General features: G+C 38.6%; 25 protein-coding genes, 1 riboswitch and 1 other annotated feature. Of the genes, 9 read left to right on the top strand and 16 right to left on the bottom strand.

Annotated elements, in window-relative coordinates; genetic code table 11:
- Positions 1-16 precede the first annotated feature (16 nt).
- The 3 genes from pepV to AA0X71_RS06115 are packed head-to-tail and all read right to left on the bottom strand — an operon-like array spanning position 17 to position 3,313.
- Positions 17-1,420, bottom strand: coding sequence for a dipeptidase PepV (gene pepV, locus AA0X71_RS06125; protein WP_413360373.1), 1,404 nt, complete (start codon positions 1,418-1,420; stop codon positions 17-19).
- Between the two features lie 11 nt (positions 1,421-1,431).
- Entirely contained in the window at positions 1,432-2,607 is a 1,176-nt protein-coding gene (locus AA0X71_RS06120; RefSeq protein WP_413360370.1) for an ABC transporter permease, read from the bottom strand.
- Positions 2,600-3,313 (bottom strand): ABC transporter ATP-binding protein, encoded by a 714-nt coding sequence (locus tag AA0X71_RS06115; protein ID WP_413360367.1) that lies wholly within the window; start codon positions 3,311-3,313, stop codon positions 2,600-2,602. The genes AA0X71_RS06120 and AA0X71_RS06115 overlap by 8 nt, the downstream gene beginning before the upstream one ends.
- 432 nt (positions 3,314-3,745) lie before the next feature.
- Between AA0X71_RS06115 and AA0X71_RS06110 the strand changes: the two genes are divergently transcribed.
- The gene (locus AA0X71_RS06110; protein ID WP_019154908.1) at positions 3,746-3,967 is read left to right on the top strand and encodes a DeoR family transcriptional regulator; all 222 of its coding nucleotides are present in this window, start codon (positions 3,746-3,748) and stop codon (positions 3,965-3,967) included.
- 55 nt (positions 3,968-4,022) lie between these two features.
- On the opposite strand, the gene AA0X71_RS06105 is transcribed toward AA0X71_RS06110, so the two are convergent.
- Positions 4,023-4,742: a pseudouridine synthase gene (locus tag AA0X71_RS06105; protein ID WP_413360364.1), complete on the bottom strand. Its 720-nt coding sequence runs from the start codon at positions 4,740-4,742 to the stop codon at positions 4,023-4,025.
- 59 nt (positions 4,743-4,801) lie between these two features.
- Complete coding sequence (locus tag AA0X71_RS06100) at positions 4,802-6,421, bottom strand: putative polysaccharide biosynthesis protein (RefSeq protein WP_413360362.1); 1,620 nt, start codon at positions 6,419-6,421, stop codon at positions 4,802-4,804.
- Positions 6,422-6,640: 219 nt separating this feature from the next.
- On the opposite strand from AA0X71_RS06100, the gene AA0X71_RS06095 reads away from it, so the two are divergent.
- Positions 6,641-7,909: an NAD(P)/FAD-dependent oxidoreductase gene (locus AA0X71_RS06095; RefSeq protein ID WP_413360360.1), complete on the top strand. Its 1,269-nt coding sequence runs from the start codon at positions 6,641-6,643 to the stop codon at positions 7,907-7,909.
- A 19-nt stretch (positions 7,910-7,928) separates the two neighbouring features.
- On the opposite strand, the gene AA0X71_RS06090 is transcribed toward AA0X71_RS06095, so the two are convergent.
- The 6 genes from AA0X71_RS06090 to AA0X71_RS06065 all read right to left on the bottom strand — a co-directional run bounded on the left by AA0X71_RS06090 (position 7,929) and on the right by AA0X71_RS06065 (position 13,716).
- A complete protein-coding gene (locus AA0X71_RS06090) occupies positions 7,929-8,117 on the bottom strand; it encodes a sporulation protein Cse60 (RefSeq protein WP_413360357.1) in 189 nt (62 codons plus the stop codon).
- A 62-nt stretch (positions 8,118-8,179) separates the two neighbouring features.
- Complete coding sequence (locus tag AA0X71_RS06085) at positions 8,180-8,488, bottom strand: rhodanese-like domain-containing protein (RefSeq protein WP_413360355.1); 309 nt, start codon at positions 8,486-8,488, stop codon at positions 8,180-8,182.
- A gap of 101 nt (positions 8,489-8,589) precedes the next feature.
- Positions 8,590-11,004 (bottom strand): leucine--tRNA ligase, encoded by a 2,415-nt coding sequence (gene leuS, locus AA0X71_RS06080; protein WP_413360352.1) that lies wholly within the window; start codon positions 11,002-11,004, stop codon positions 8,590-8,592.
- Between the two features lie 97 nt (positions 11,005-11,101).
- Positions 11,102-11,323 (bottom strand) — a binding site (T-box leader).
- Between the two features lie 123 nt (positions 11,324-11,446).
- Entirely contained in the window at positions 11,447-12,649 is a 1,203-nt protein-coding gene (locus AA0X71_RS06075) for an MDR family MFS transporter (protein ID WP_413360349.1), read from the bottom strand.
- A gap of 624 nt (positions 12,650-13,273) precedes the next feature.
- Positions 13,274-13,438 (bottom strand): glycogen biosynthesis protein GlgD, encoded by a 165-nt coding sequence (locus AA0X71_RS06070; RefSeq protein WP_413360346.1) that lies wholly within the window; start codon positions 13,436-13,438, stop codon positions 13,274-13,276.
- Between the two features lie 14 nt (positions 13,439-13,452).
- On the bottom strand, positions 13,453-13,716 hold the full coding sequence (locus AA0X71_RS06065; protein ID WP_413360344.1) for a YtzC family protein: 264 nt from the start codon (positions 13,714-13,716) through the stop codon (positions 13,453-13,455).
- A gap of 186 nt (positions 13,717-13,902) precedes the next feature.
- Here AA0X71_RS06065 and AA0X71_RS06060 point away from each other — a divergent pair, with 186 nt between their 5' ends.
- Together AA0X71_RS06060 and AA0X71_RS06055 are read left to right on the top strand one after the other, a co-directional pair.
- Complete coding sequence (locus tag AA0X71_RS06060) at positions 13,903-14,853, top strand: TIGR01212 family radical SAM protein (protein WP_413360342.1); 951 nt, start codon at positions 13,903-13,905, stop codon at positions 14,851-14,853.
- Positions 14,853-15,425, top strand: a complete 573-nt coding sequence (locus AA0X71_RS06055) for a class I SAM-dependent methyltransferase (RefSeq protein ID WP_413360339.1) — start codon at positions 14,853-14,855, stop codon at positions 15,423-15,425. Before AA0X71_RS06060 ends, AA0X71_RS06055 begins: the two co-directional genes overlap by 1 nt.
- Positions 15,426-15,448: 23 nt before the next feature.
- Here AA0X71_RS06055 and AA0X71_RS06050 read toward each other — a convergent pair whose 3' ends face one another.
- Both AA0X71_RS06050 and AA0X71_RS06045 read right to left on the bottom strand, forming a co-directional pair.
- A complete protein-coding gene (locus tag AA0X71_RS06050; protein WP_413360337.1) occupies positions 15,449-16,552 on the bottom strand; it encodes a tetraprenyl-beta-curcumene synthase family protein in 1,104 nt (367 codons plus the stop codon).
- Between the two features lie 13 nt (positions 16,553-16,565).
- Positions 16,566-17,369: an alpha/beta hydrolase gene (locus tag AA0X71_RS06045; RefSeq protein WP_413360335.1), complete on the bottom strand. Its 804-nt coding sequence runs from the start codon at positions 17,367-17,369 to the stop codon at positions 16,566-16,568.
- Between the two features lie 217 nt (positions 17,370-17,586).
- On the opposite strand from AA0X71_RS06045, the gene AA0X71_RS06040 reads away from it, so the two are divergent.
- The gene (locus AA0X71_RS06040; RefSeq protein WP_413360333.1) at positions 17,587-18,111 is read left to right on the top strand and encodes a gamma carbonic anhydrase family protein; all 525 of its coding nucleotides are present in this window, start codon (positions 17,587-17,589) and stop codon (positions 18,109-18,111) included.
- Positions 18,112-18,168: 57 nt separating this feature from the next.
- Here the strand turns inward: AA0X71_RS06040 and metK are convergent, their stop codons facing one another.
- Positions 18,169-19,368 carry a methionine adenosyltransferase gene (gene metK, locus AA0X71_RS06035; RefSeq protein WP_413360329.1) on the bottom strand — a complete coding sequence of 400 codons (1,200 nt, stop codon included), beginning with the start codon at positions 19,366-19,368 and terminating at the stop codon, positions 18,169-18,171.
- Between the two features lie 231 nt (positions 19,369-19,599).
- Positions 19,600-19,744, bottom strand: a riboswitch (SAM riboswitch).
- A gap of 290 nt (positions 19,745-20,034) precedes the next feature.
- Between metK and pckA the strand changes: the two genes are divergently transcribed.
- Positions 20,035-21,621 carry a phosphoenolpyruvate carboxykinase (ATP) gene (gene pckA / locus AA0X71_RS06030; RefSeq protein WP_413360327.1) on the top strand — a complete coding sequence of 529 codons (1,587 nt, stop codon included), beginning with the start codon at positions 20,035-20,037 and terminating at the stop codon, positions 21,619-21,621.
- Positions 21,622-22,135: 514 nt separating this feature from the next.
- On the opposite strand, the gene AA0X71_RS06025 is transcribed toward pckA, so the two are convergent.
- Both AA0X71_RS06025 and AA0X71_RS06020 read right to left on the bottom strand, forming a co-directional pair.
- The gene (locus AA0X71_RS06025; protein ID WP_413360325.1) at positions 22,136-22,378 is read right to left on the bottom strand and encodes a DUF2584 domain-containing protein; all 243 of its coding nucleotides are present in this window, start codon (positions 22,376-22,378) and stop codon (positions 22,136-22,138) included.
- A gap of 66 nt (positions 22,379-22,444) precedes the next feature.
- Positions 22,445-23,230: an alpha/beta hydrolase family protein gene (locus AA0X71_RS06020; RefSeq protein WP_413360322.1), complete on the bottom strand. Its 786-nt coding sequence runs from the start codon at positions 23,228-23,230 to the stop codon at positions 22,445-22,447.
- A 143-nt stretch (positions 23,231-23,373) separates the two neighbouring features.
- Here AA0X71_RS06020 and AA0X71_RS06015 point away from each other — a divergent pair, with 143 nt between their 5' ends.
- From AA0X71_RS06015 to AA0X71_RS06005, 3 genes are all read left to right on the top strand, one after another.
- Positions 23,374-24,372 (top strand): ABC transporter substrate-binding protein, encoded by a 999-nt coding sequence (locus AA0X71_RS06015; RefSeq protein ID WP_413360320.1) that lies wholly within the window; start codon positions 23,374-23,376, stop codon positions 24,370-24,372.
- Between the two features lie 132 nt (positions 24,373-24,504).
- Positions 24,505-25,278: an ABC transporter ATP-binding protein gene (locus AA0X71_RS06010; RefSeq protein WP_413360317.1), complete on the top strand. Its 774-nt coding sequence runs from the start codon at positions 24,505-24,507 to the stop codon at positions 25,276-25,278.
- On the top strand, positions 25,262-26,068 hold the full coding sequence (locus tag AA0X71_RS06005) for an ABC transporter permease (protein ID WP_413360314.1): 807 nt from the start codon (positions 25,262-25,264) through the stop codon (positions 26,066-26,068). The genes AA0X71_RS06010 and AA0X71_RS06005 overlap by 17 nt, the downstream gene beginning before the upstream one ends.
- Positions 26,069-26,262 lie beyond the last annotated feature (194 nt).

Below are 26,262 nucleotides of genomic sequence, written 5' to 3'. Positions count from 1 at the left end.
AATTTGGCGCTTCCTTTTATTTGGCCAGTTCATATATAGCCTGTGCATAAATAGCGGTTGCTTTAAGTAAGTCCTCGATGATCATGTATTCGTCCTTTTGGTGGGCAATATCCGGTCTTCCAGGAAAAAGTGGACCAAATGCGACTCCTGATTTTAACGAGCGTGCATAAGTACCTCCACCAATCGAAAGAAGCTCTGCTTTTTCACCCGTCTGCTCCTCATAAACCTTTTTTAATGTTTGCACTAGGAAATCTTGTTCATCAACATGATGTGGTTTCGAATCCGTGAAATTTTCAATCGCAAATCCTTCGTTAGATAACTTATCCTTCAGTTTAGAGAGCGTTTCATCTAGATTTGTAGTGACAGGATAGCGCATATTAAGTCCAAGTCTACCGCCAACCTCTTTCTTATAACTTAGCTTCCCAATATTAATCGTTAAATCACCAGTAATATCATCAGAATAAGCAATGCCTAATGCCTTTCCACGAGAATCCTGATGAAAATATGTAGTCACAAAGTGAACGTAAGCAGATGCTTGCTTATCAAGTTCTTGGCTAGTGAGGAACTTCGCTAAATAGAGTCCTGCATTTTTCCCCTTGTTCGGTTCCATCCCATGTGCTGAAATTCCTTCGATTTCTAACAGTAAGCCCTCTTCCGAATCAAAGTGCTTTCCTGCTACTTCGTTTTTACTTAAAAAGCTTTCAAATTCATCTATAAAGTTCGAAGTATCTCCTGAAATCTGGATAGTCGCTTTTGCATAGTCAGGAACCATATTATAACGTCGACCCGATTCAAAAGAGAGAAGGACATTCTTTCCATCATTACTATTCCCCAAGCCCTGTTGAACGAGATCATAATCAGCAATCCCTTTTTCCGCATAAATGATTGGAAAATCAGCATCGGGAGCAAACCCACATGTCGGCATTTCTTCATGTTTAAAATAATGGTCGACACAGCGCCAATTGCTTTCCTCATCGGTACCAATAATCATGCGAACTCGTTTATTTAAAGGTAGACCTAATTCTTTCACCATTTTCATGGCGTAATAGGCGGCCATTGTCGGACCTTTATCATCGATGGCACCTCGGGCGAAAATCTTGCCATCACGAATTTCAGCCCCAAATGGATCGCTTGTCCACCCGTCTCCTTCTGGCACAACATCTACATGACAAAGGATTCCGATCAGTTCTTCTCCTTGCCCAAATTCAAGATGTCCAGCTAAGTTGTCTACATTTTTTGCGACAAACCCATCCTTTTCACCAAGCTTGAGCATAAACTGCAACGCTTCCTTCACACCTTCGCCAAGCGGAGCGTCTGCCGTTGCATTCTCTTCATCTAATAAGCTTTTGATTTTCAATATACTTTGTGTATCTTTGATAAGATCCTCTTTTCGAGCGAGCACTTCTTTATTCCAATCCATTTGAATCCTCCTCAACTAACATTTAAAAAATGGTGATAAAAGAATGAACCTATACTAAAGAGCATCCCAACTATTAATATAGATAATACAAATAATACCGCAATTGTCCGCTTTTTAGCAGAAAAATAGGCGTCATGCTCTTGATATTTTTTCGTAAATGGATGAGATAATACAATTCTCTCCCATACCCCCACTAGCCAACTCCACATCATTAATAAAAAACCACCTAAGATGACACACTTAATCCATAATGGTGGAATGATAAGTACAGCAGCTGCTGTCACAGAGCAAATTTGGAAATAGGTTAAGAGATGCGAACTATTTCGAATAAACACTTTTGCGAAAAGTTCGATAAACCCATTTGTAGCCGTTCTTCTTCTGAAAATTCTCCGCGATTTTCGAAACAACCACGGTCTTTTCCTAGTGATGACTTTTGTCTTTTCAAGATCATAAGAGATCTGAAAAACCATATTGACGAGTTTCTGCTTTTCCTCGCTTTCAATCAATAATTCAACGTCCATGACAGAATTTTTCTTTAATAATGGGAAGTAAAGAAGAATGCTCGTCAATCCAATCATGATTGCTAAAAAGAAAACGAAAAAGAGATCATTCATCCAAAAGCTTGCAACCAATTGAACAAACCAACTAACTACTATAAATGCTCCTATCATGGCAATGATTCTAATCGTTTTTCTTTCAATCTTTTTCATATGAAATTTTACATACATAATCAAATACTTCATCGATAACAAAAATAAAAAGTATGTACCAACGTGAGTCCATGTTAACTGATAATGTTCAATTAAAAAAGGAAGGAATAATACAATTATGACGAAAGTGGACATCGCCTGAAATAGTAATGAATACTGAAATCCCCACTTTTTCAGCCCGTAAAATAACTTTTTTTTCTTCACTAAGAAAACTTTGTCTGCCTCTTCCATATAGCTTCGATATGTGCCTGTCCATGTAAAGAAATAACCTACGATAAAAATTAATTCTAGTGGCATCCACTGTATCCACTGAGGAGCCCCTTCTATCCACCAAGAGCGATAAATAAAAATCGAGATTACATTCGCTGGAATAATGAGATAAAGCCATATCGTCCAATCGGCGATTTGACGGAAGGTGTTGAATTGATATCTCCAATTTCGAAGTAAGCGATGACGAAAAATAGAAAAGCTATTCATTACTCTGTTCCTCAGCGATTTTATGGAAACAGTCAAATAGTGAACCATCTATAAGCCCACATTGCTGTTGAATTTCTGTTAAAGTCCCTGATGCTTCTAATACTCCATTATTGATAAGGAGAAATCGATCACAAACCTTTTCTGCCGTATCTAATACATGGGTAGACATAATAATCCCTGCTCCGCGTTTTCTCTCTTCTTCAAGGGAAGAAAGGAGAAGTTTCACGGCACTTGGATCTAAGCCAATAAATGGTTCATCAATAATATAAACAGCAGGCTTTGTAATTTGAGCGAGAATAAGCATCGCTTTTTGCTGCATTCCTTTTGAAAATGTAGCTGGCAATTGATGAGCTGCCTCATGTAATTTATATACACGAAGAAGCTCATTCACTTTCATCTGATACTCTTGTTCATTTAAGCCTTCAACTGCTGCAACAAAGTCTAAATGCTCCCACAACGTCATTTCATCATAGAAAATGGGGCGTTCAGGGATGTAGGAATACTTCTCTCCATATTGGAATGTGGCTTCACCTTCCATATGTTCCATTAATCCTAAAATCGATTTGATCGTGGTGCTTTTTCCGGCCCCATTCGGTCCAATCAGGCCAATCAGTTCTCCTTTTTTTAATGAAAATTGAATGTCTTTAATGATTGCCTGTTCTTTTTCATAGCCTGCTTGTACAATATTAACGGTTAAAAGACTCAAAATGAGACACCTCCTATCAATACTTACGAATAAATGCTAAAAAAGTTTGATTTATTTTCCTAACTACGATTCTAGAGCAACGATGTGCGAAAAGAGCCTAAATTAAAAAACACTGGAAGAATTACTTACAAAAAATTATGAGAATTTTCAAATTTCATTCATAATTAACTTGTATACTCCCATATGTATCTACAGAGAAATGAAGAAAAGGAGGAATGAGCATCAACAAATTAGTACATTAAAGTAGAAATTATGAGAAAATAAGTTTAGAATTATGTTATAAGGTTTAATATGAAAGTATAGTTGAAAGAAATCGATAAAGGGGTTGTCTTGGGAAAAGAAGCGTACATATGTATGAGAAGGATTCTCATAGAAGCTGTCAGTTGTAGGATTATGCCACAGGTTTTTTAAAAAGGGATAGGGAGTGGTTTTTTGAAACCTTCGACTAACCGGATGATAAACCGAATCAAATCCGTCTACATGTTTATTAATCAACAAGGAACTGTAACAACTCAAGAGCTCGTAGAAGAATTTGGTACAACTCCTCGGACAATCCAACGAGATTTGAATGTCTTGGCTTATAACGACTTAGTAGAAAGTCCAAGTCGAGGTAAGTGGACAACAACAGAAAAAAAAGTAAAAATGACATCGTAAATACGGACTTAAGAAAAATAGAAATCGCCTCCATTGATGAGGCGATTTCTTTATTTTATTTGACTTCATACTCCAACAAATGCTGTAATTCTTCATCAGTTAATTCACGGTATTCGCCAAGTTCCAGCGATTCATCAAGCTTTAATGGTCCCATTGAAAGTCGTTTTAAATAGATGACTTTTTTCCCAACCGCTTCAAACATTCGTTTCACCTGGTGAAACTTTCCTTCTGTAATCGTGAGTTCAATATCTGAATGAAGCCCCGATTTTATAATCGTCAGTTCTCCCGGCTTTGTCATATAGCCATCGTCTAACATGACCCCATTTTTAAATGCTTCCACATCCTCAGCGGTTACTTCTTGGTCGATAACCGCAAAATACGTTTTCGGGACATGCTTCTTTGGCGATAGCAAACGATGAGAAAGCTGCCCATCATTTGTTATAAGTAAGAGGCCTTCTGTATCCTTATCCAATCTTCCAACTGGAAATGGCGAAAATACCGCATCCTCCATTTCTAATAAATCAATAACCGTTTGCTCATAGTTGTCTTCTGTTGCAGAGATAACCCCAGGTGGTTTATTCATCATTAAATAAATGAACTCTTTATACTCAATCACCTCTCCATTAAGGGTAACGATATCTTGATCTGGATTGACTTGCTCCTTCGCATCTTTAACGACATGATCATTGACCTTAACGGCTCCATCCTTCAGCAACTTTTTCACATCTTTTCTACTTCCGTAGCCAAGATTAGCAAGCATTTTATCAATTCTCATTCTGATCCTCCACAAAGTGTTAAAACAGGCCTCCACTTTACGTGACGACCTGTTTTTTTCTATATTTTCAACTTTAGTTTCTCTTTAATCCTATCAACCCTTGCACCAAATAAAAAATTTACCAGTTTTGATTTTAAACCTAGATAGAAATACACGCCCGCACCGGCTAAAGCACAGATAATCACGATGATTAGCGCTTCGATTTTCACATCTGGTGAAAGGAACAGCGTGAGTAAACTGTAAACAAGCTTTGTCACAAAATACATAATCGCTGTAAAAATGATGATTAAAGTACCTCTTCTAAAGACAAGGCGGAAGCGATATTTTGAGAAAGCTTTAATGACAAATAAATTAATTAAAATCGCTGCACTATAGCCAATCGCCGTGGCAAGAATCGCACCCTTTGTTTCCATCATTTTCATCAGCGGAATATTCAAGCTGAGCTTAATCAAGATCCCCACTAATAAACTAAGAATATTAAATTTCTGCGCATCAATTCCTTGTAAAATCGCTGCTGTCACCGCATAAAGAGCAAACAGCATCCCAATTGGTGCATACGCTTCTAGCACTTCCGTTCCTAAAGCATCTGGCTTATAGAAAACGGTATAAAAAGGCTCAGCTAACAATGATAGACCTAAGGCAGCTGGTAAAGTTAAATAGGTTAGTACTTGAAACGTTTGATTCAATTGACGATTTAATCCCAACTGATCTTGCTCTGTATAGGATTTCGTTATCGCTGGAATCAATGTTAACGAGAAAGCTGTTGCTAGAGATACAGGAATAATGACAAGTTTCTGAGACTGAAAGTTAAGAATCGAAAAAGCATATTCAGCATCATTAAATGCATATCCTATCGATACCATTGTTGGATTAAAGGTTAGCTGGTCAATAAATTGAAATAATGGATTGGCAATTCCGACTAATACAAAGGGAATCGAATAAAGAAGGATTTCCTTATAAATATCTTTAACGGATATATCCATCGTCCGTCTATCTTGTAATAAAAGCTCATCAAACATCGGCTTTTTCTTAACCCAATACCAAAGTAGAACGGCAAGTCCACCTAACCCGCCGATAAAAGCTGCAAAAACGGAAAAACTGACTGCCGTTACTAAACTACCTTGAGCCACCTTCAAAACGATAAAGGCACCAGCGAGTACAAAGGCAATCCGGACAATTTGCTCAACCACTTGAGACACAGCTGTTGGTTCCATCGTTTGATGCCCTTGAAAAAACCCTCTTATAATGGACATAAACGGTATAATGATCAGAGCGAAACTGACCGCTCTTATAACGGTTGTAACATCAGCCATATGATCAATAAAATCTGGATCGGTAATGACCATTGCTGCTAAAGTAGGCGCAGCAATATATAAAATGAGAAAGGAGATAATCCCTGTTATAGCCATCAAAACGAGACCTGTTTTGAACAATTTCCTTCCTACGGCATATTCTTCAATTGCATTATATTTTGAAATAAATTTAGAAACAGATGCCGGAATCCCTGCTGTAGCAATACTAATGAAAATCGTATAGGGAATATAGGCATAATTGTAAAGAGCCGTTCCTTCATTTCCAACTAAGGCGAAAAAAGGAATTACATAGAACAAGCCAAGAAATTTCGAAATAAACGTACCAGAGGTTAAGACAAACGTCCCTCTTAATAGCTTTGAAGACATAACATCCCATCCTAATTAGAAATCAGCGTTAAGCGAAAAAAAAGCTTCCAATTTAACAGTTTACACTTCTTTAAAAATAACTTCTACCTTTATATGTATCCTTTTCATGACAATCGTCCATGTTCTATAATATACTGATTAGATGCTTTTCAAAAGTAGAAGCCCATTTTGCGAATAAATATACTCCAATTAAATGGAGCTGTTAAGGAGAATGAATAGATGCAATTTGATGTAATCGTCATTGGTGGTGGGCCTTCTGGTCTGATGGCAGCCATTGCTGCTGGTGAAAAAGGAGTGAAAGTTCTATTAATCGATAAAGGAGACAAGCTTGGGAGAAAATTAGCGATTTCAGGTGGCGGAAGATGCAACGTAACGAACCGCCTTCCGATCGATGAAATCATCAAACATATCCCGGGAAATGGACGTTTTTTATATAGTGCCTTTTCGATTTTTAATAATGAAGATATTATCACCTTTTTTGAAAAACTCGGCATTGAATTAAAGGAAGAAGATCACGGAAGGATGTTCCCCGCATCGAATAAGGCACAGTCTGTCGTTAATGCTCTGTTAACTCGATTGGAGAAGTTGGATGTACAAATAAAGACCAACACCCCTGTCGCTGACATTGACTATGATGATGAACGTCCAGTCACTGTTCATTTAAAAAATGGGCAAAGCTATCAGGCGGGAACTATCATTATTGCCGTAGGTGGAAAATCAGTTCCTCACACTGGTTCTACAGGTGATGGCTATGCATGGGCAAGAAAGGCTGGGCACACCATCACCGATTTATACCCAACTGAGGTTCCGTTAACTTCAGCAGAACCGTTTATTAAGAAAAAGGAATTACAAGGATTGTCGTTACGGGATGTCTCCTTGAGTGTGCTAAACCCTAAAGGCAAAGCAATCATTACCCATCAGATGGACATGATTTTCACCCACTTTGGAATCAGCGGTCCTGCTGTTCTCAGATGTAGCCAGTTTGTCGTCAAGGCGATGAAAAAATGGAATCTATCTGAGGTGACGATGAGCTTAGATGTTCTTCCAGATAAAAAAGAGGAGCCTCTATTTCAAGAGTTGCAGAAATTAATAAAAGCAGAGCCGAAAAAGAGCGTGAAAAATATTCTAAAAGGATTCCTTCCTGAACGATATTTATTGTTTCTTCTTGAGTACAATGAAATTGACCCAGCCATTCAAGGAGCCAATCTTTCTTCTGATAAAATCCGTTCATTCGCACGTAGCTGTAAACAATTTGAATTTAAAGTGAACGGGACGCTTCCTTTGGAAAAAGCATTCGTTACAGGTGGAGGGGTTTCTGTAAAAGAAATCGAGCCGCAAACGATGGCATCGAAGAAAAAGAATGGACTCTACTTCTGTGGTGAAATTCTCGATATTCACGGTTACACAGGTGGTTATAATATAACCTCTGCTTTAGTGACAGGAAGACTTGCTGGTATCAATGCAGCTGCCTTTGTTAAAAACAAATAATAGAGCCAAAACGGCTCTATTATTTTCTATAAACAATCATCGCTGAAAAGCAGTATACCTGTTCTTCGTCCTCTTCATCCTCTGGAAACGCTGCAATATTATATTTAATATCGAGTAGCTTCCTTTCGTCTAATCGCTCCAAAAAACGATTCATTTCTCTTTCTAAATCCTTTTCATGCTCCTGATCAAATACTTTAACCTGGATCACTTTTCTTCTCTCCCAATCTTTTTTAATACCAGTATCGTCAAATTAGGAGAATTCTATAACTATTACAGAATGACTTCACCGTTCCACTCAAGCATGCCACCAACCATATTACGTACTTTATAACCTTGGTCCTGTAAGTAATGACATACATTTTCACTTCTTCTACCAGAGCGACAAATAAAAATATATTCCTTATCCTTGTCAAGCTCATCCAAATGATTCGGAATTTGACCCATTGGAATATGTTTGGCTCCTTCAATTATTCCTTGTGCGACCTCTTCATCTTCTCTCACATCGATGAGAAGTAAGTCCTCACCATTTTCGATTTTCTCTTCTAACTCTTCCGTTGTAATGGTCTTAATTGATTCCATCACACAACACCTCACATTAATCACTATTTTAACAGTAAAAACATTTTATCATAATCCCGCACATGAAAAAACACACAAGCCTCGTGTGTTTTTTCAACCTTTTAATTCGCCACAATATTCACTAACTTACCTGGTACAGCAATTACTTTACGGACGGTTTTGCCATCGATTTGTTCTTTAATTTTCACATCACCCATGGCAATTTCTTCAAGGGCTTCTCTGTTGGCATCAGCTGGTACCATAAGCTTTGCTTTTACCTTGCCGTTAATTTGCACGACAATTTCAATCTCATCGTCAACCAATTTTGCTTCATCATAAGCAGGCCATGCCTCATACGTAATCGTACCATCGTGACCAAGTTTTTCCCAAAGTTCTTCAGCAATATGTGGAACGATAGGAGCAAGCATTTTCACAAAGCCTTCTACATATCGAATCGGCAATACTTCCACTTTATAGGCTTCATTAATGAACACCATAAGCTGTGAAATCGCCGTATTAAAACGTAGGCCTTCAAAGTCCTCTGTCACTTTTTTCACCGTTTGATGATAAACCTTTTCTAATTGGATATCTTCACTGTCCTTCACTTTCGGACTTAACGTACCATCCTCTTCGACAAACAAGCGCCAGATTCGGTCTAAGAAGCGACGGGAACCATCTAGACCATTTGTTGACCAAGCAATCGATGCATCAAGTGGTCCCATAAACATTTCATACAAACGGAGCGTATCTGCCCCATGGCTATCAATAATATCGTCAGGATTGACAACATTGCCCTTAGATTTACTCATTTTTTCATTGCCTTCACCAAGGATCATTCCTTGATTAAATAACTTTTGGAACGGCTCCTTCGTTGTGACAACACCAATATCATAAAGGAATTTGTGCCAGAAACGAGCATATAGTAAATGAAGTACTGCGTGCTCTGCACCACCAATATAAATATCAACCGGTAGCCATTCAGCTAATTTTTCTTTATCTGCTAATGCCTGATCATTGTGTGGATCGATATAACGTAAGAAATACCAGCAACTTCCTGCCCATTGTGGCATCGTATTCGTTTCTCTACGTCCTTTTTTGCCTGTTACTGGATCGACGACATTGACCCAACCCTCGATATTGGCTAATGGAGATTCTCCCGTACCTGATGGTTTAATCTCTTTTGTTACAGGAAGAATTAATGGAAGTTCTTCTTCAGGCACAGCTGAACTTGTTCCATCTTCCCAGTGAATGATCGGAATTGGTTCACCCCAATAACGTTGACGGCTGAACAACCAATCACGAAGACGATAGGTTACCTTCTTAGTTCCCAATCCTCTTTCTTCAAGCCAAGCAATCATTGTTTGAATCGCTTCTTCTTTGCCCATTCCATTTAAGAAGCCTGAATTGACATGCTCCCCATCCCCTGTGTAAGCCTCTTTCGTAATATCTCCACCAGCGACTACTTCAAGGATTGGTAAGTCAAATTTTTGCGCAAATTCATAGTCTCGTTCATCATGTGCCGGAACCGCCATAATCGCCCCAGTACCATAGCTTACTAAAACATAATCCGCAATCCAGATCGGCATTTTCTCATTATTAATGGGGTTACGAGCATATGCACCAGTAAATACACCAGTCTTATCTTTAGCCAAATCAGTACGTTCTAGATCACTCTTTGTCTTCACTTGATCTAAATAGGCCTCAACAGCAGCTTTTTGATCGGCAGTCGTAATTTTTTCAACAAGTGCATGTTCAGGAGCTAGCACTGCATAGCTTGCTCCATATAACGTATCTGGACGTGTTGTGAATACCGTAAATGTATTATCATGTCCATCAATCGCAAATGTCACTTCAGCCCCTTCAGAGCGTCCAATCCAGTTTCGTTGCATTTCTTTAAGACTTTCTGGCCAATCCAACTCTTCTAAATCTTCAAGTAGACGATCTGCGTAAGCCGTAATCTTTAACATCCATTGTTTCATCGGACGACGTTCTACTGGATGTCCACCGCGCTCACTTTTTCCATCAATGACTTCTTCATTTGCCAGTACTGTTCCAAGAGCTGGACACCAGTTCACGGCAACTTCATCGATGTAGGCTAAGCCTTTTTCATAAAGCTCTAAAAAGATCCATTGAGTCCACTTATAGTAATCTGGATCTGTTGTGTTAATTTCACGATCCCAATCATAAGAGAATCCCAATGCCTTGATTTGGCGTTTAAATGTTTCAATATTATGCTTCGTGAACTCTGCCGGGTCATTCCCTGTATCTAACGCATATTGTTCAGCCGGAAGACCAAAAGCATCCCATCCCATTGGATGAAGAACATTATAGCCTTGTGCGCGCTTCATTCTTGAAAGGATATCTGTTGCTGTGTAACCTTCAGGGTGCCCAACGTGAAGACCTGCACCTGATGGATATGGAAACATATCAAGTGCGTAAAACTTCCTTTTTCCTTTGTTCTCACTTGTTTTGTAGGTTTTATTTTTTTCCCAGTAGCCTTGCCACTTTTTTTCGATTTCCTGATGATTAAAGCTCATCCTTCTTTCCCCCTAATAGATATATTGTTTGATATGTAGATGATTCGATTCGATACTCTAGAAAAGCCCTTTTGAATATAAAAAACCCCTCATCCCAAAAAGGGACGAGAGGATTATCATTCAATCTCCCGCGGTACCACCCACATTAGTGACAAAGTCACTCGCTCATTCGTCCTTAACGCGGTTAACGGCAAGCGCTACTCTAGCTTCACACTTGCGACTCAAAGGTGAGTTCATGATGGTCCCGGTTGACTTGCAGCTACCGTCAACTCTCTATTACGGTCTAAACATCATTACTATTCCTTATCCCAGTCATTACATTTATAGATATAAAAATATTGTATAAAATTTCCGAACGAGTTGCAAGCTCTTGAAAAGTAATAACTATCATATGCTTACATTTTTAAAATTGTACCAACTTTTCTCCCAAATTATACATGATTTACTTGCTAATTTCGCTGATAATGTTTTGATGTGATTTAATGGACAATTTCCGATCATAAATGATCGTCGTAAAGATGGCGACCACAAATAAGAAAATCAACACCGTAAAGAGCATCGACATTCCATATAAATCAACTAATAGTCCGCCAAGAATCGGACCGATCATTCTTCCACCAGTCGCCGTACTATTAACAATCCCTTGATAAAAGCCTTCTCTTCCCTTTGGAGCAAGCTTATCGGCAATCGTTGGAACCGCTGGCCATACGAGCATTTCTCCAACAGTTAAAATAATCATTGCCGTTAAAAATCCAGAAAACGCTTCTGCCTTTGCTGCAACTAGAAATGAGATGATGAAAATAGACATCCCAATCACGATTTGAGATTTAACATTTTTCTCAATTGCTTTAATTCTTAAGGCTTTATTTAATATAGGCTGACCTAACACGATTAAGGCTCCATTAATTGTCCACAGAAAACTATACTGCTTTAATGAAATATTTAATTCCTGCGTGTACGTAGAAATAGTCGCCTGCCACTGCACATATCCAACCCAACATAAAAGATATCCAACACATAAAATGAGTAGAGCATATAATTTCGTATAATCTTTCACAGGCTTTGGTTCTAAAAGAGCCGATGATTGAAAATTGGTTGTCGTTTGAATATTTTTGTAACCAATAAAGGCGATAAGTAAGAAGACGACATACATAAAGGTATTGGCGATAAATATAAACTGGAACGAATAAGAGGCCACAATTCCTCCTAATGCTGCTCCAATCGCCACGCCTAAATTTTGCGCAACATAAATCGCATTAAATGCTTTTCTTCCTCCTTCTTTCCAGACAGAACCTGCCATAGCGTACATGGATGGAAAGATAATTCCTGAGCCAAATCCAGCAATCGTTAAAAAGATGACATATGGCAAGAAACTATGCCAAAACGTCAAACCAGTTAACGCGGCAACGGTGATGGAAATCCCTAAAAGGATGGACTTATATCCGCCGATTTTGTCAAATAAACTACCACCAAACAAGTTCCCAATCACGGTTGCACCAGCATTTAGCATGAGGACAACCCCTGCCACAGACAATGTTTTTCCAAGATGTTCATGGATATAAATAGCATTAAGCGGCCATAAAAAAGAAGAGCCTGTTACATTTACTGCCATCCCAATCACTAAAAGCCATAGACTTCGAGGCATGCAAACCGCTCCTTTCTCGATTTCTGTTCTATTTTTTTATCTTTTCGATTAGCACATAAAAGTTGTAAACCTTCGAGTTCCAAAATATTATATTATTCCTTTTTGACTTAGGATGCAATAAGAAAAATTCACTATTAACTAAAAGAGGCTGGGTCATAAAATCGGTGATAATGACTTTTTGATTCCAGTTTGGAATGGATAAAATGCTCGTATAAACAGTTGGCGTATCGGTATGAAAAAACAACAGGAAAAATTCCGCTTAATAAGCAACCATCATGAAAAAAAGCCGAAATAACAGGAAAAATTCCTGCTATTCCCTCAAAAATTGCCAAAATAAACGATTTTGCCCTCCATAAGCGGAAAATCTTCCGTTATCTTCCCTAAAAGGGGACTCCATTGAGAAGATAACAGGAAAAATTCCGCTTACGGGGTGAGAGATGGTGGGAGCGAATTAGACAAACCGGAGGAGAAAGGTGAATTTGAAACTAGTTATGTCCTAGCCACCTTACCTTTTGCTTTCTTTCACCTAACTTCTGTCTCATGAGTCCTTCATGATACATCCATCGAAATTTTTGACAATACACTGAAGGGACCTTCGTCGTCGAAGATCCCTTCAATTAATCATTATTCAGGATGGAATTTCGATTTGACTGGTTGTCCACCAGACTTTTCATATTTCTTTTTCGCTTTCTTTACTTCATCGAAATCTTGTCCAAGTTCTAAATCCTGATTGTTAACACCATTTCTGTTTTTTTGTTCAGGGTTATTTTGCTTTGAACGCTTTTTCACCTTTGAACCTCTCCTTAATGCTCATGTAAAATCATATTATTTTGAACCTGTTGCAGTTGAAGTCTCATGCGATGAAGCTGGTCACGCTGTTGACCATTCGCACTTAGAGCCATTTTGGCTACATCATTATAGGCCGTTTCAATTTGTTGCATAGCGGAAGTGAACTCGGCATCATTATATTGTTCCTGTCTTGTATGATCCTGATATTGTTCATGGGCGTTTCGTATTGCGTCCTCACATTGCTGAAGAAGGTCTTCGACTGATTGACGTGTAGCCATCCTTTAAAACCTCCCACTCGATTCAATTTCATGAAGCATATAGCTTCTCTTGTAGTTTGTTCACAACCACTTTTCCTTACACGTTATTTCCACTATGAAATAAACTCCATTATGAAAATTTGCGATTTCATGATAAAATTTTTCTTATGCCTAAAATAAAAAAGAACGAAAAAGGAGGGTACTGACTTGAATCAGACAAAACCTTTTCCATATGCATTAGACGATAAACGTTATCACACATGGAATTACCATTTACGCCAGCAATTTGGCCATAAAGTATTTAAAGTTGCATTAGATGGAGGATTTGATTGCCCCAATCGAGACGGTACCGTTGCTCATGGAGGCTGTACCTTCTGTAGTGCGGCAGGTTCTGGGGATTTTGCTGGGAACCGGGCAGATGATCTTGAAATACAATTTAATGAAATAAAAGATAAAATGCATGAAAAATGGAAGGATGGCAAATATATGGCCTACTTCCAAGCGTATACGAATACTCATGCTCCAGTGGCTGAGCTTCGAGAAAAATACGAGCGAGTATTAGCACAAGTTGGTGTTGTCGGATTATCGATTGCTACTCGTCCAGACTGTCTGCCAGACGATGTCGTAGAATATTTAGCAGAGCTTAACGAAAGAACCTATTTATGGGTTGAACTGGGACTACAAACAGTTCATGAAAGAACAGCTTTATTAATTAATCGTGCCCATGATTATCAATGTTATGTACAAGGGGTCGAAAAGCTTCGCAAACATGGCATTCGTGTTTGTTCCCATATTATCAATGGACTGCCATTAGAATCGTATGACATGATGATGGAAACAGCCAAAGAAGTAGCGAAACTTGATGTGCAAGGAATTAAAATTCATTTGCTCCATTTATTAAAAGGAACACCAATGGTAAAACAATACGAAAAAGGCATGCTTGAATTTTTAACACAAGAAGATTATGTCAGCCTAGTTTGTGATCAGCTTGAAATCCTACCTCCAGAAATGATTGTCCATCGCATCACTGGTGATGGCCCAATCGACTTAATGGTTGGACCGATGTGGAGTGTCAATAAGTGGGAAGTTCTCAATGCCATTGATGCAGAACTGAAACGCCGTAATAGCTGGCAGGGGAAATATTGGGAGGGTAAATAATGAAGCTTCAAGGAATTTTACCTTTTGCAAGAACTCTTTTAACAAATGCTGTAAGTACGGGAGAAATCGCAATTGATGCGACCGTCGGAAATGGACATGATAGCGTATTTTTAGCTAATCTAGTTGGAGCTAATGGACATGTTTTTGGCTTTGATATTCAAGAGGAAGCCATTATCAATACAACGAATCGCTTAAAAGAACAAGGACTAGACAAACAGGTAACCTTATTTCATAAGGGGCACGAAGAAATCGCGGCATCTGTGCCTGCAAACGTTCATGGAAATATTAAAGGAGCGATCTTTAATTTAGGTTATTTGCCTGGTGGAGATAAAACCATTGTGACACAACCGAATACAACAATTACTGCGATTGAACAATTGTTGGACATTCTTGCACCAGAGGGAATGATTGTTCTTGTCATTTATCATGGCCATCCAGAAGGTCAAACCGAAAAAGAAGAAATTCTTACTTTCGTTAGCCAGCTTGATCAAAAAAAGGCACATGTTCTCCAATACCAATTTATCAACCAAGAAAACCATCCTCCATTCATCATCGCAATTGAAAAAAGATAAATAAAAAGCCGACTCTAGGCAAGTCACATTTGACTACCTTTAGAGTCGGCTTTTATATTGAGCGAAGGGATCCACTTTTGGACTTTACGATAGAGTCGCCCATTCATATAAAAGAAAAAGCTTACTAACCCACTGCTCTTAATCATTTCTCTCGCTAATAATTTTACTGATTTTTGCTTTCGAACTTTTTCATCGGATAAATAGATGCCTAATAATCCTCGATTGATAAGACGGTGAAATTGTTTATTTGGTAGGCCATCGGTATGCCTGTCCGCTTCTTTAACAAAATGTTTTAAACGCTTGAATAAGCTCTCTTCATTTTTATAGTAAAAGCAAAAATTCAAGTCGCCACCGATGCGATCCTCTTCCTGATCAATGAAATAGTCCAATAAAATATGGAGTCCCTGTATATATGGAAAATAACCATTTTTAATTTTCTCAGCATCTTCATTGTTAAAATCAGGACTCATTCCATAGGAAACTAAACAGAAGATCCCTAGTGTCGATCCTGAGCACGCCGAAAATTCGTACCATTCCATGTCAGGAATATCGCCTTCATGATGCTTAAACCATTTTTGTAAGCGAGGAATTCGCTCATCCACCTCTACATGCTTATGTATTTGTAAGTCACAGTAATATCTGCACAGCTCTAGTAAGTAGTCTTTAATATGACGGTAATCAGGGATACTTTGTAAAACCTCTTGGCACGTCCGAGATAGTTCCTCTAAATAACCGCCATCATCAAATTCCTTGCGATAACGATAATAGTTACGTTGCTCTTCTCCTACAGTTAATGCTACTTCCATTGATTCATGGATGGCAGAGAAATCGTCTGGATCTAAAGAAGTACTTCTGTCACAGAGATTGTCTAAATAATCACTGATCGTTTGATAAGCGACGATAAATTTAATCGCTTCTTTATATCTTTTCCCAGCCAAGAAGGCTAAAATGGAGCCCCCTTCACAATGAAAAGTTTTACTTTCAATGCTTGCTAATGCTTGCTTTTTTAATTCTGGATCAGGGATCTCCTCTGCCCGCTTCTTCCAATAGGCAAGCTCCATATGTGCTGTAGGTAAGATGTTACGATATACTTTAGACATTAAACTAAGTGGTTCTGACGGTATCATAAAAATCCTCCGTTTATATGATGTAACCAATCGCTTTCAATTGACTATATACAAAATCCTTGGCATATTCAAATACTTCATCTCTCTCTGGATCATTAAAAATTTCATGATAGCATTTTGGCCATTCCTTAAATCTCTTTTCAGAAAATGGCGCATAATTAAACCATTCTTTAACGGCTATTTTATTAACGATTTTATCATCGCCTCCCTGCATCACAAGGAGTGGAACATCATTCGTATGTTCAATTTCTTCAAAGGCTTGCTTGATTGCATTATCTAATTCCCGGAACCATCTTACAGTCACCTTATCAATATATAGTGTATCCTTTCGGTCAACATCTTGTACCTCGGTATTTCTTGTTGCGATCTTAACCGTAATTCCTGGATCCACTCTGAATTCAGGTGCTACCACATTTAGTACATGGGTTAAACCGTTTAAAAGCTTACCCGGTTTTTTCACTAAACCAAGGCATGGAGATGATAAAATAACCCCCGCTAGGTCTAGCTTCATCTCCTGAAGCAAGCGAATCGTAATCAATCCACCCATACTATGTCCTAATAAGAAGACTGGTAAATCAAACTGGTAAGCCGTTCTTACCCAGTCCTTGACCTCTGTGATGTACTCATCAAAAGAATCAATATGTCCTCTTCTAGACCTTGTTGTGAGACCATGTCCAGGCAAATCACCCATGATAACTTGAAAGCCCGCTCTACGCCACATTTCGATTAACCAACCGTATCGTCTATGATGCTCAAGAGCACCATGAACCATAACAATGACGCCTTTCGCTTCCCCGTCTGGTTCCCATTTCCACATGATAATTCCTCCTACAAAGCCCTAATCCACAGTTCTTCTATTTATTTTTCGATTAATAATCGTTGTTAAAGCGGTTCGAAAACAGAACCGAAATTATAGTTCATTTTAACACAAAAAAGGGGAAACCTCAGAGCTTTTGCCATTGATCTGATTAATTCACACTTTTTACACAAAATTAGGTAAAATAGGAGTAAAGCTTAATAAGGAGAGAATGCCCATGATCTATCCATTTCATCAAAAATCTCCGAAAATCTCGCCAACTGCTTTTATTGCCGATTATGTCACGATAACAGGAGACGTGGAAATTGGCGATGAATCAAGTATTTGGTTTAATACCGTCATTCGCGGGGATGTCGCTCCCACGATTATCGGAAAGAGAGTAAATGTACAGGATAACTCTGTTCTCCATCAAAGCCCGAATAATCCACTTATCATAGAGGATGAAGTCACTGTCGGTCACCAAGTCATTTTACATAGCTGTATCCTTCGCAAGAATGCGTTAATTGGAATGGGCTCTATTATCCTAGACAATGCCGAAATTGGAGAAGGTGCCTTTATCGGTGCTGGGAGTCTTGTACCTCAAGGTAAAAAAATCCCAGCAAATACATTGGCCTTCGGAAGACCTGCTAAGGTAATTAGAGAACTTAATGCTGATGATATTAAAGATATGCAAAGAATCACAAGAGAATACGCCGAGAAAGGGCAATATTACAAAAAGCTTCAAGAGGAAAATCGTAAATAAAAGATAAAATGTAAAAAAAGAAGCTACATTCACCATGTAACTTCTTTTTTTATTTATTTATTTAATTGCTTGCTCACGTAAAGCATCAGCTTTATCTGTGCGCTCCCAAGGTAGATCAATATCCGTACGACCAAAATGTCCGTAAGCAGCGGTTTGCTTATAAATTGGACGGCGCAGATCCAACATTTTAATAATACCAGCAGGACGTAAATCGAAGTTATTGCGCACCACTTCTACTAAAATGTCCTCATCTACTTTACCTGTTCCGAATGTATCAACGGCGATAGATACTGGTTGTGCGACACCAATCGCATAAGCAAGCTGTACTTCAACCTTATCTGCAAGGCCAGCAGCGACAATATTTTTCGCTACATAACGTGCCGCATAAGCAGCTGAACGGTCCACTTTTGTCGGATCCTTACCAGAGAAAGCTCCTCCACCATGGCGAGCATAACCACCATAAGTATCGACAATAATTTTACGACCTGTTAAGCCTGCATCCCCTTGAGGTCCACCAATAACAAAGCGACCTGTTGGATTGATGAAATACTTTGTATTTTCGTCGATTAATTCACTAGGTACGACTGGATTAATGACATGCTCCTTAAGATTACGTTGAATTTGTTCAAGAGAAATTTCAGGATGATGTTGAGTTGAAATAACAATCGTATCAATCCGAACTGGCTTGTTATTTTTATCATATTCAACGGTTACTTGCGTTTTTCCGTCCGGTCTTAAATAAGGGAGAATTTCTTCCTTACGTACTTCCGTTAATCGACGGGATAACTTATGAGCAAGTGAAATAGGAAGAGGCATCAGCTCCTTTGTTTCATTACAAGCAAACCCAAACATTAACCCTTGGTCACCTGCACCAATCGCTTCAATCTCTTCGTCCGTCATTGTTCCTTCACGTGCTTCTAATGCCTGGTCTACTCCCATAGCAATATCGGCAGATTGTTCATCGATGGATGTTAATACGGCACAAGTCTCAGAATCAAAACCGTATTTAGCACGATTATAGCCAATCTCTTTCACTGTCTCACGGACGATCTTTGGAATATCTACATATGTAGAAGTAGTAATTTCTCCTGCTACTAAAACTAATCCTGTTGTCACAGACGTTTCAGCAGCTACACGAGCATTAGCATCTTTTGCTAAGATCGCATCTAAAATTGCGTCAGAAATTTGGTCACAAATTTTATCTGGATGACCTTCAGTAACTGACTCAGAAGTAAACAAACGCGCGTTTCTTGACATCTGACTTCCTCCTCATCTATAAGTGCGAGGACTTATCCTCGAGCTGATACGGAACTCATTCCCTATGTAGTATGAAATAAACATGGAGTTTTTATTATGATTTTCAAGAATCCATAAAAAGGTTTGAGAAATTCATTTCATTGTTTTGCAATAAAATGAATTCAATTATTTACAATAAAAAAACCTTTCCTAAGTAGAGGAAAGGAGTATGTAAACAATTCTCGCCTTTCACTCTTATCGTTCAAGGACTTCATCCTTGCTTCAGGTTAGCACCATTGCTATTAACTCTTCCAAGGATTCAAACATAGAATCTTGAACTTAATAACCGGTTGCTGGGTTTCATAGGGCCTGTCCCTCCACCTACTCGGGATAAGAGAGTATCCGTTCAAGTGTAGATCATAACGAACGTGTGCATATGTGTCAACAGGTAAGGAATATTTCTTAAAATTTTTTTCATTTTCCCTACAACATATCTTCATGATGATATTAATGAAATAATTCTATCATGTTTCCTGTTCTAAATCCTCGTTAAACTTTTCGAATATTCAGTAGCGTTTTTCCTTCATTAGTATAGACTAATAAGATAAATGTGTTATACTAATCGTATTATGCTGTCCCTTTCTAGAATTACTTATATAAAATATATTGAAAGAAGGTTTTCATCAGATGAATTCAGTTAGCCTTTCTAATGAACTTAATGAATTATTACAACTAAATAATGTTCATGTGCAGCTATCTGTTCCCCAATTAGTCGAGAAAGTATTACGACGAAATGAAGGACTTCTTACTTCAACAGGAGCTGTTTGTGCAACAACTGGAACTTATACAGGTCGCTCACCTAAAGATAAATACATCGTCAAAGAGCGCTCTTCTAAGGATAAAATTGATTGGGGGTCAATCAACCAAGCCATTTCTGAAGAAGCCTTTGATCGACTTTATACGAAAGTACTCAACCACTTAAAAGAAAAAGATGAAGTATTTGTCTTTAAAGGATACGCGGGAGCCGATAAAAATTCCCAACTACCTATTCAAGTAATCAATGAATATGCGTGGCATAATCTTTTTGCCCATCAATTATTCATCAGACCAACTGCAGAAGAATTAGTTAACCATCAAGCACAATTTACGGTCATCTCTGCTCCTGACTTCAAAGCAGATCCAGCTGTAGATGGAACAAAATCAGAGACCTTTATTATTATATCATTTGAACGGAAAACGGTCTTAATTGGTGGTACAGAGTATGCTGGTGAAATAAAGAAATCGATCTTCTCGATTATGAATTACCTACTACCTGAAAACGGGATTTTACCTATGCACTGCTCCGCAAACGTCGGCCAAGAAGGGGATGTAGCATTATTTTTCGGCTTATCAGGCACCGGTAAGACAACTTTATCTGCTGATCCTCATCGGCGCTTAATCGGAGATGATGAACATGGCTGGTCATCAAATGGGGTCTTTAATATTGAAGGTGGATGCTATGCAAAATGCATTAATCTTTCCTATGAAAAAGAGCCGCAGATTTTTGATGCGATTCGTTTCGGCTCTGTCCTAGAAAATGTTGTTCTCGATTCTGACACTCGTACGGCTGACTATGATGATGGCTCACTAACTGAAAATACTCGCGCCGCATACCCAATTCAAGCGATCGATAATATTGTTGATCCAAGTATCGCAGGGCATCCGAATGCGATTGTCTTTTTAACAGCAGATGCGTTTGGCGTACTGCCTCCGATCTCTAAATTGACAAAAGAACAAGCGATGTATCATTTCTTAAGTGGTTACACATCTAAGCTTGCTGGAACAGAGCGAGGAGTAACATCACCAGAGGCAACCTTCTCTACCTGCTTTGGTTCACCGTTCCTTCCATTACCCGCCACTCGCTATGCTGAAATGCTTGGTAAAAAGATTGATGAGCATAATGCTCAAGTCTATCTCGTAAATACAGGATGGACCGGTGGAGAATATGGTGTAGGTAGTCGAATGAAGTTAAGCTTCACACGGGCAATGGTTCAAGCTGCCCTTGAAGGTGAGTTAAACCATGTTGAAACGGTAAAAGACCATTTCTTCGGCTTAAACATTCCATTACACGTTCCTGGTGTTCCAGATGAGGTATTATTGCCACATAAAACGTGGAACGACCAAGCAGCATATGAAAACAAAGCAAAAGAATTGGCTGAAAAATTCAAGAAAAATTTCGAAAAATTCACGAATGTTCCTGAGTCTATTCGTGAACAAGGTGGACCACAAATATAAAAACATACTAACTAGCTTCAAATAATGAGAAAGGTGAATTTGAGTACCCTCAAATTCACCTTTCTCTATTTTTGTATTAACGCAAGACCCATTTCGCTTTCTACCTTCGATTTTCCTCGTACAAAAAATCGAGTCAAACTCATATTAGCCTTCAAGAATTCACATCGATTTACGGTTTGTCTAAATTTCTACTATAAGACCCTATTTTGCTCCAACCATCTTTCACCCTTAAGCGGAATTTTTCCTGTTATCTCATCAATGGAGTCCCTATTAGGGGAAATAACGGAAGATTTTCCGCTTATGGAGGGCAAAATCGTTTATTTTGGCATTTTTTGAGGGAATAGCAGGAAATTTTCCTGTTATTTCGGCTCTTTTTCATGATACTTGCTCATTAAGCGGAATTTTTCCTGTTATTTTTTCATACCGATACTCCAACTGTTTATACGAACACTTTATACACTCCAAACTAGAATCAAAAAGTCGTTACCACCGACTTTTTGATCCAGCCTCTTTTTTAATTCGTCGAATTCAGGGCAATTAATTGATAATGCAAAGTGGTTTGGTTATGTTCCCATTCCACTTTCTTAATTTTGGCCACGCCAATTAACTCTCCATCGATTGTTCTTTTTACTTCAATTGGAATTTCTAACGGGTAAAGCCGAAAACCTTCCTTCACTAATGTAAAAAGATTCTCTTCTAAACGCGTTTCCTTTCCCTTCGTTACAATCATTGTATTTAATTCCAAAGGCATTCCCATTGTTCTCTCTCCTTTGTAAATATAGATAGAGCACTCATGCTTCAAATCACCTTTATCTTACCATTTTCATCCTTGATTTTTCATCCATTTCGTTAAATCTCTAACAATTTGTCGATTAATGGCTGGAGGAAAATAATGCGTAAACTCATCAAAATACCAGCTCTCCACTTTTTTATTTAATGCTTTCAACTTTTTTTCTAACCGATACGCATGATCCACTGAAACGTTTTGGTCTTTCGCCCCATGTATAATGAGGGTAGGTGCTTCTAATCTTTCCAGTTCAAATAATGGGGTTCTATATTTATAGCGGTCAGGATATTTGCTCGGAGTTCCTCCAATCACTCTTTTCATCATTCTCCGCAAATCTTTTCTTTCCATGTATGTAAGAAACATATCGCTTACCCCACCCCATGTGACAACAGAGCTCACATCTGGAAATTGGATGGCGGTTAACAGGGCCATTACGCCTCCTCTTGAAAATCCAAATACATGGATCTTGTCCACCCTCGAATGAGCTTGGAGCAAGGACAGTCCAGAGAACGCATCCTTGCGATCATCTCCGGCAAAATCTTCATTCCCTTCTCCTCCTTGATTCCCTCTGTAAAAAGGGGCAAAAACGATAAAACCTTCCACTGCAAATTGAACAATTCTACTAGGTCGGACCTTCCCAACGTTTTTGATCCCACCTCTTAAATAAAGAAATCCATCATAATGTCCCTCACCCTTCGGTTCAGCGAGTAATCCTTTTACTTTATAACCATCTGACATATAGGTAACCGTAAATAGCTCAATATTCGGATTAGGAGAAGGATATCTTTGCTTATCTATCATTTGACCGTCATCCCATCTCATATGTTCAACTCCTAAAATAGTTCGTCTTTTTTATATAGGCATTCACACATTTTTTATCATTTCATACGATATGTTAGGCTTATAAACCTTTCATATAGATTGTTAAATGCAATTTCAAATGAAACACCTAAGGAGGTCAAAGCATGAAAAAGTGGTTAAAAATGAGTTTCGCTTGTTTTTTGGCGTCTATTCTTATTATAGCTTTAGCAGCCTGTAATAATAATGAAGAGGTCCAAACGGTTCGTGTTGCTGAAGTTACACACTCCATCTTTTATGCCCCACAATATGTAGCGATTGAAAAAGGCTTTTTTGAGGAAGAAGGATTAAACATCGAACTAACCCTTACTCCAGGTGGAGATAAAGTAATGACTGCCCTTTTATCCGATGGAGCGGATATCGGTCTTGTCGGTTCTGAAACTTCCATCTATGTCGCTGCGCAAGGTGCAAGCGATCAAGTGATTAATTTTGCCCAACTAACCCAAACGGACGGAACGTTTCTTGTTTCTCGCGAGAAGATCGATGATTTCTCTTGGGATCAATTAAATGGTGCAACCTTCCTTGGACAGCGTAAAGGGGGCATGCCACAAATGGTCGGAGAATTTGTGTTGAAAAAACATGGAATTGATCCTCATGCTGACCTAGAGCTCATCCAAAATATTGATTTTGCCAATATTACAAGTGCTTTTGCTTCCGGAACGGGAGACTTCGTGCAGTTATTTGAACCGCAAGCAAGTGTGTTTGAACAGGAAGGTCGAGGATATATCGTTGCCTCCTTTGGTGAAGAATCTGGCCATGTTCCATACACAAGCTTTATGGCAAAAGAAAGCTATATGGAAGAAAACCAAGAAGTCATTGAAAAATTCACTCGTGCGATTTATAAAGCGCAAAAGTGGGTAGAAGAAAGTAGCACTAAGGAAATTGCAGAAGCGATTCAACCCCACTTCGCAGATACTGAATTAGAAATCATTGAAATGGTTGTTGAACGTTACAAAGGGCAAGGCTCATATGCTACAGATCCAATCCTTGATGAAGAAGAATGGAGTAATCTTCAAGATATCATGGATGAAGCAGGAGAGCTACCAGAGCGCATCGATTACGAAGCACTAGTCAATACAGAAATCGCTGAGAGTGTAATGGAATAGTATCATCTTATTTTCGCGCTTGACCTTGAAGTAATGGCCGTTACACCTCTATCATATCGTAATAGAATAATTAAAAGTCAGGATCAACTAAAACGAAAAACAGCTTTTATTAATGAGGAGGCCACGAGTCTAATGGGATTCTTAAAGATCGACGGAATACACCATACCTACTTCACGAAAAGCTCTGCAACAACGGCCCTCTCCAATATCTCGTTGGAAGTTGAGGAGGGAGAATTTATCTCCTTTCTCGGTCCAAGCGGGTGCGGTAAAACGACACTACTATCCATTATTGCAGGGTTGTTAAAACCGACAGAAGGTAACGTGACATTGGAAAACCAACCGATTGAAAAAACCAATAATCAAATTGGTTACATGCTACAACAGGATTACTTATTTCCCTGGAAAACGATTGAAGAAAACATCCTGTTAGGTCTAAAACTAAATCATCAATTAACTGCCAAAAAGAGACGGGATACCCTAACACTTCTTGAACAAATGGGTCTGGAGGGTGTTGAGAAGCAATACCCGACCCAACTCTCTGGGGGAATGAGGCAAAGAGTCGCCCTTGTTAGAACGCTTGCAACAGAACCAAAAATATTGATGCTTGATGAACCCTTTTCTGCATTAGACTACCAAACAAAGCTCCGACTTGAAGATCTCGTATCGAACACACTCAAATCCTTTGGTAAAACGGCTATTTTAGTGACTCATGATATTGGGGAAGCCATCGCAATGAGTGACCGCATCTATCTCTTTTCTCCTAGTCCAGGACAAATCTACCAAACGTTCACCATCCCAGATGAGTTACGTACATTAACACCTTTTCATACAAGAAATCATGTAAAATACCCTGAAATCTTTCAAAACATATGGAAGGAGTTGGAGCAAGTTGAAACTGAACAATAAAACAGAGCTCCTCCATAAACAATATATCCAATCCTTAAAACGAGAGAATCATTGGGTTCGCTTTTATCAACTTGTCATCTTCATCGTCTTTTTTGCTGGCTGGGAATTATTCAGTCAAAAGCAGTGGATAGATCCACTCATCTTTAGTTCACCATCAAGAATATGGAATCTCTTTGTTGATAAAATAACGGACGGTTCGCTCTTTTTGGATCTTGGCTATACATTGACTGAGACGATCTTTGGCTTTATTCTCGGAACATTGCTCGGGACGATCCTTGCTGCTATTCTTTGGTGGTCACCGTTTCTTTCCAAAATTCTAGATCCTTATCTCGTCATTCTGAACTCAATGCCAAAAGTCGCTTTAGGACCCATATTAATCGTAGCACTTGGACCTAGTATGACTTCGATTATCGCCATGGGGGCCATTATTTCTGTTATCATCACGACGATTGTTGTATACACGTCTTTTAAAGAAGTAGATGTGAATTATTTAAAGGTTTTACACACATTTGGAGCTACCCGCTTCCAATCGTTTAAGGAAGCCATCTTACCAGCTTCGTTTCCAACCATTATCTCCACCTTAAAAGTAAACGTAGGACTTTCATGGGTAGGAGTAATTGTCGGAGAATTCCTCGTATCAAAAAGAGGACTTGGCTATATGATTATTTATGGCTTTCAAGTATTCAATTTTACACTCGTATTATTATCTTTACTTGTTATCGCAGTGTTTGCCACGATTATGTATCAGCTTGTAGAAATGCTCGAAAAGAAGCTTATTAAGCATAACTAAAAAACTGAAGTCATAACAAGACCACCGAAAAACGATTTTTCAGTGGTCTTCATCAATTGATTAGACAGATATTTAGGTACTCACAACATTTTTTCTTATTCGGACTAAGTTCAGTCTGACATAATATTTCCTATCCGAATAGAATCCTGATTTGGACGGGTTTTCCACTTAACCCATTGATCTTTTTCGAATAG

This window comes from Robertmurraya phoenicis, from assembly GCF_047302285.1.
Classification (GTDB): domain Bacteria; phylum Bacillota; class Bacilli; order Bacillales; family Cytobacillaceae; genus Robertmurraya.
This window is presented reverse-complemented; position numbering and strand designations above follow the sequence as displayed.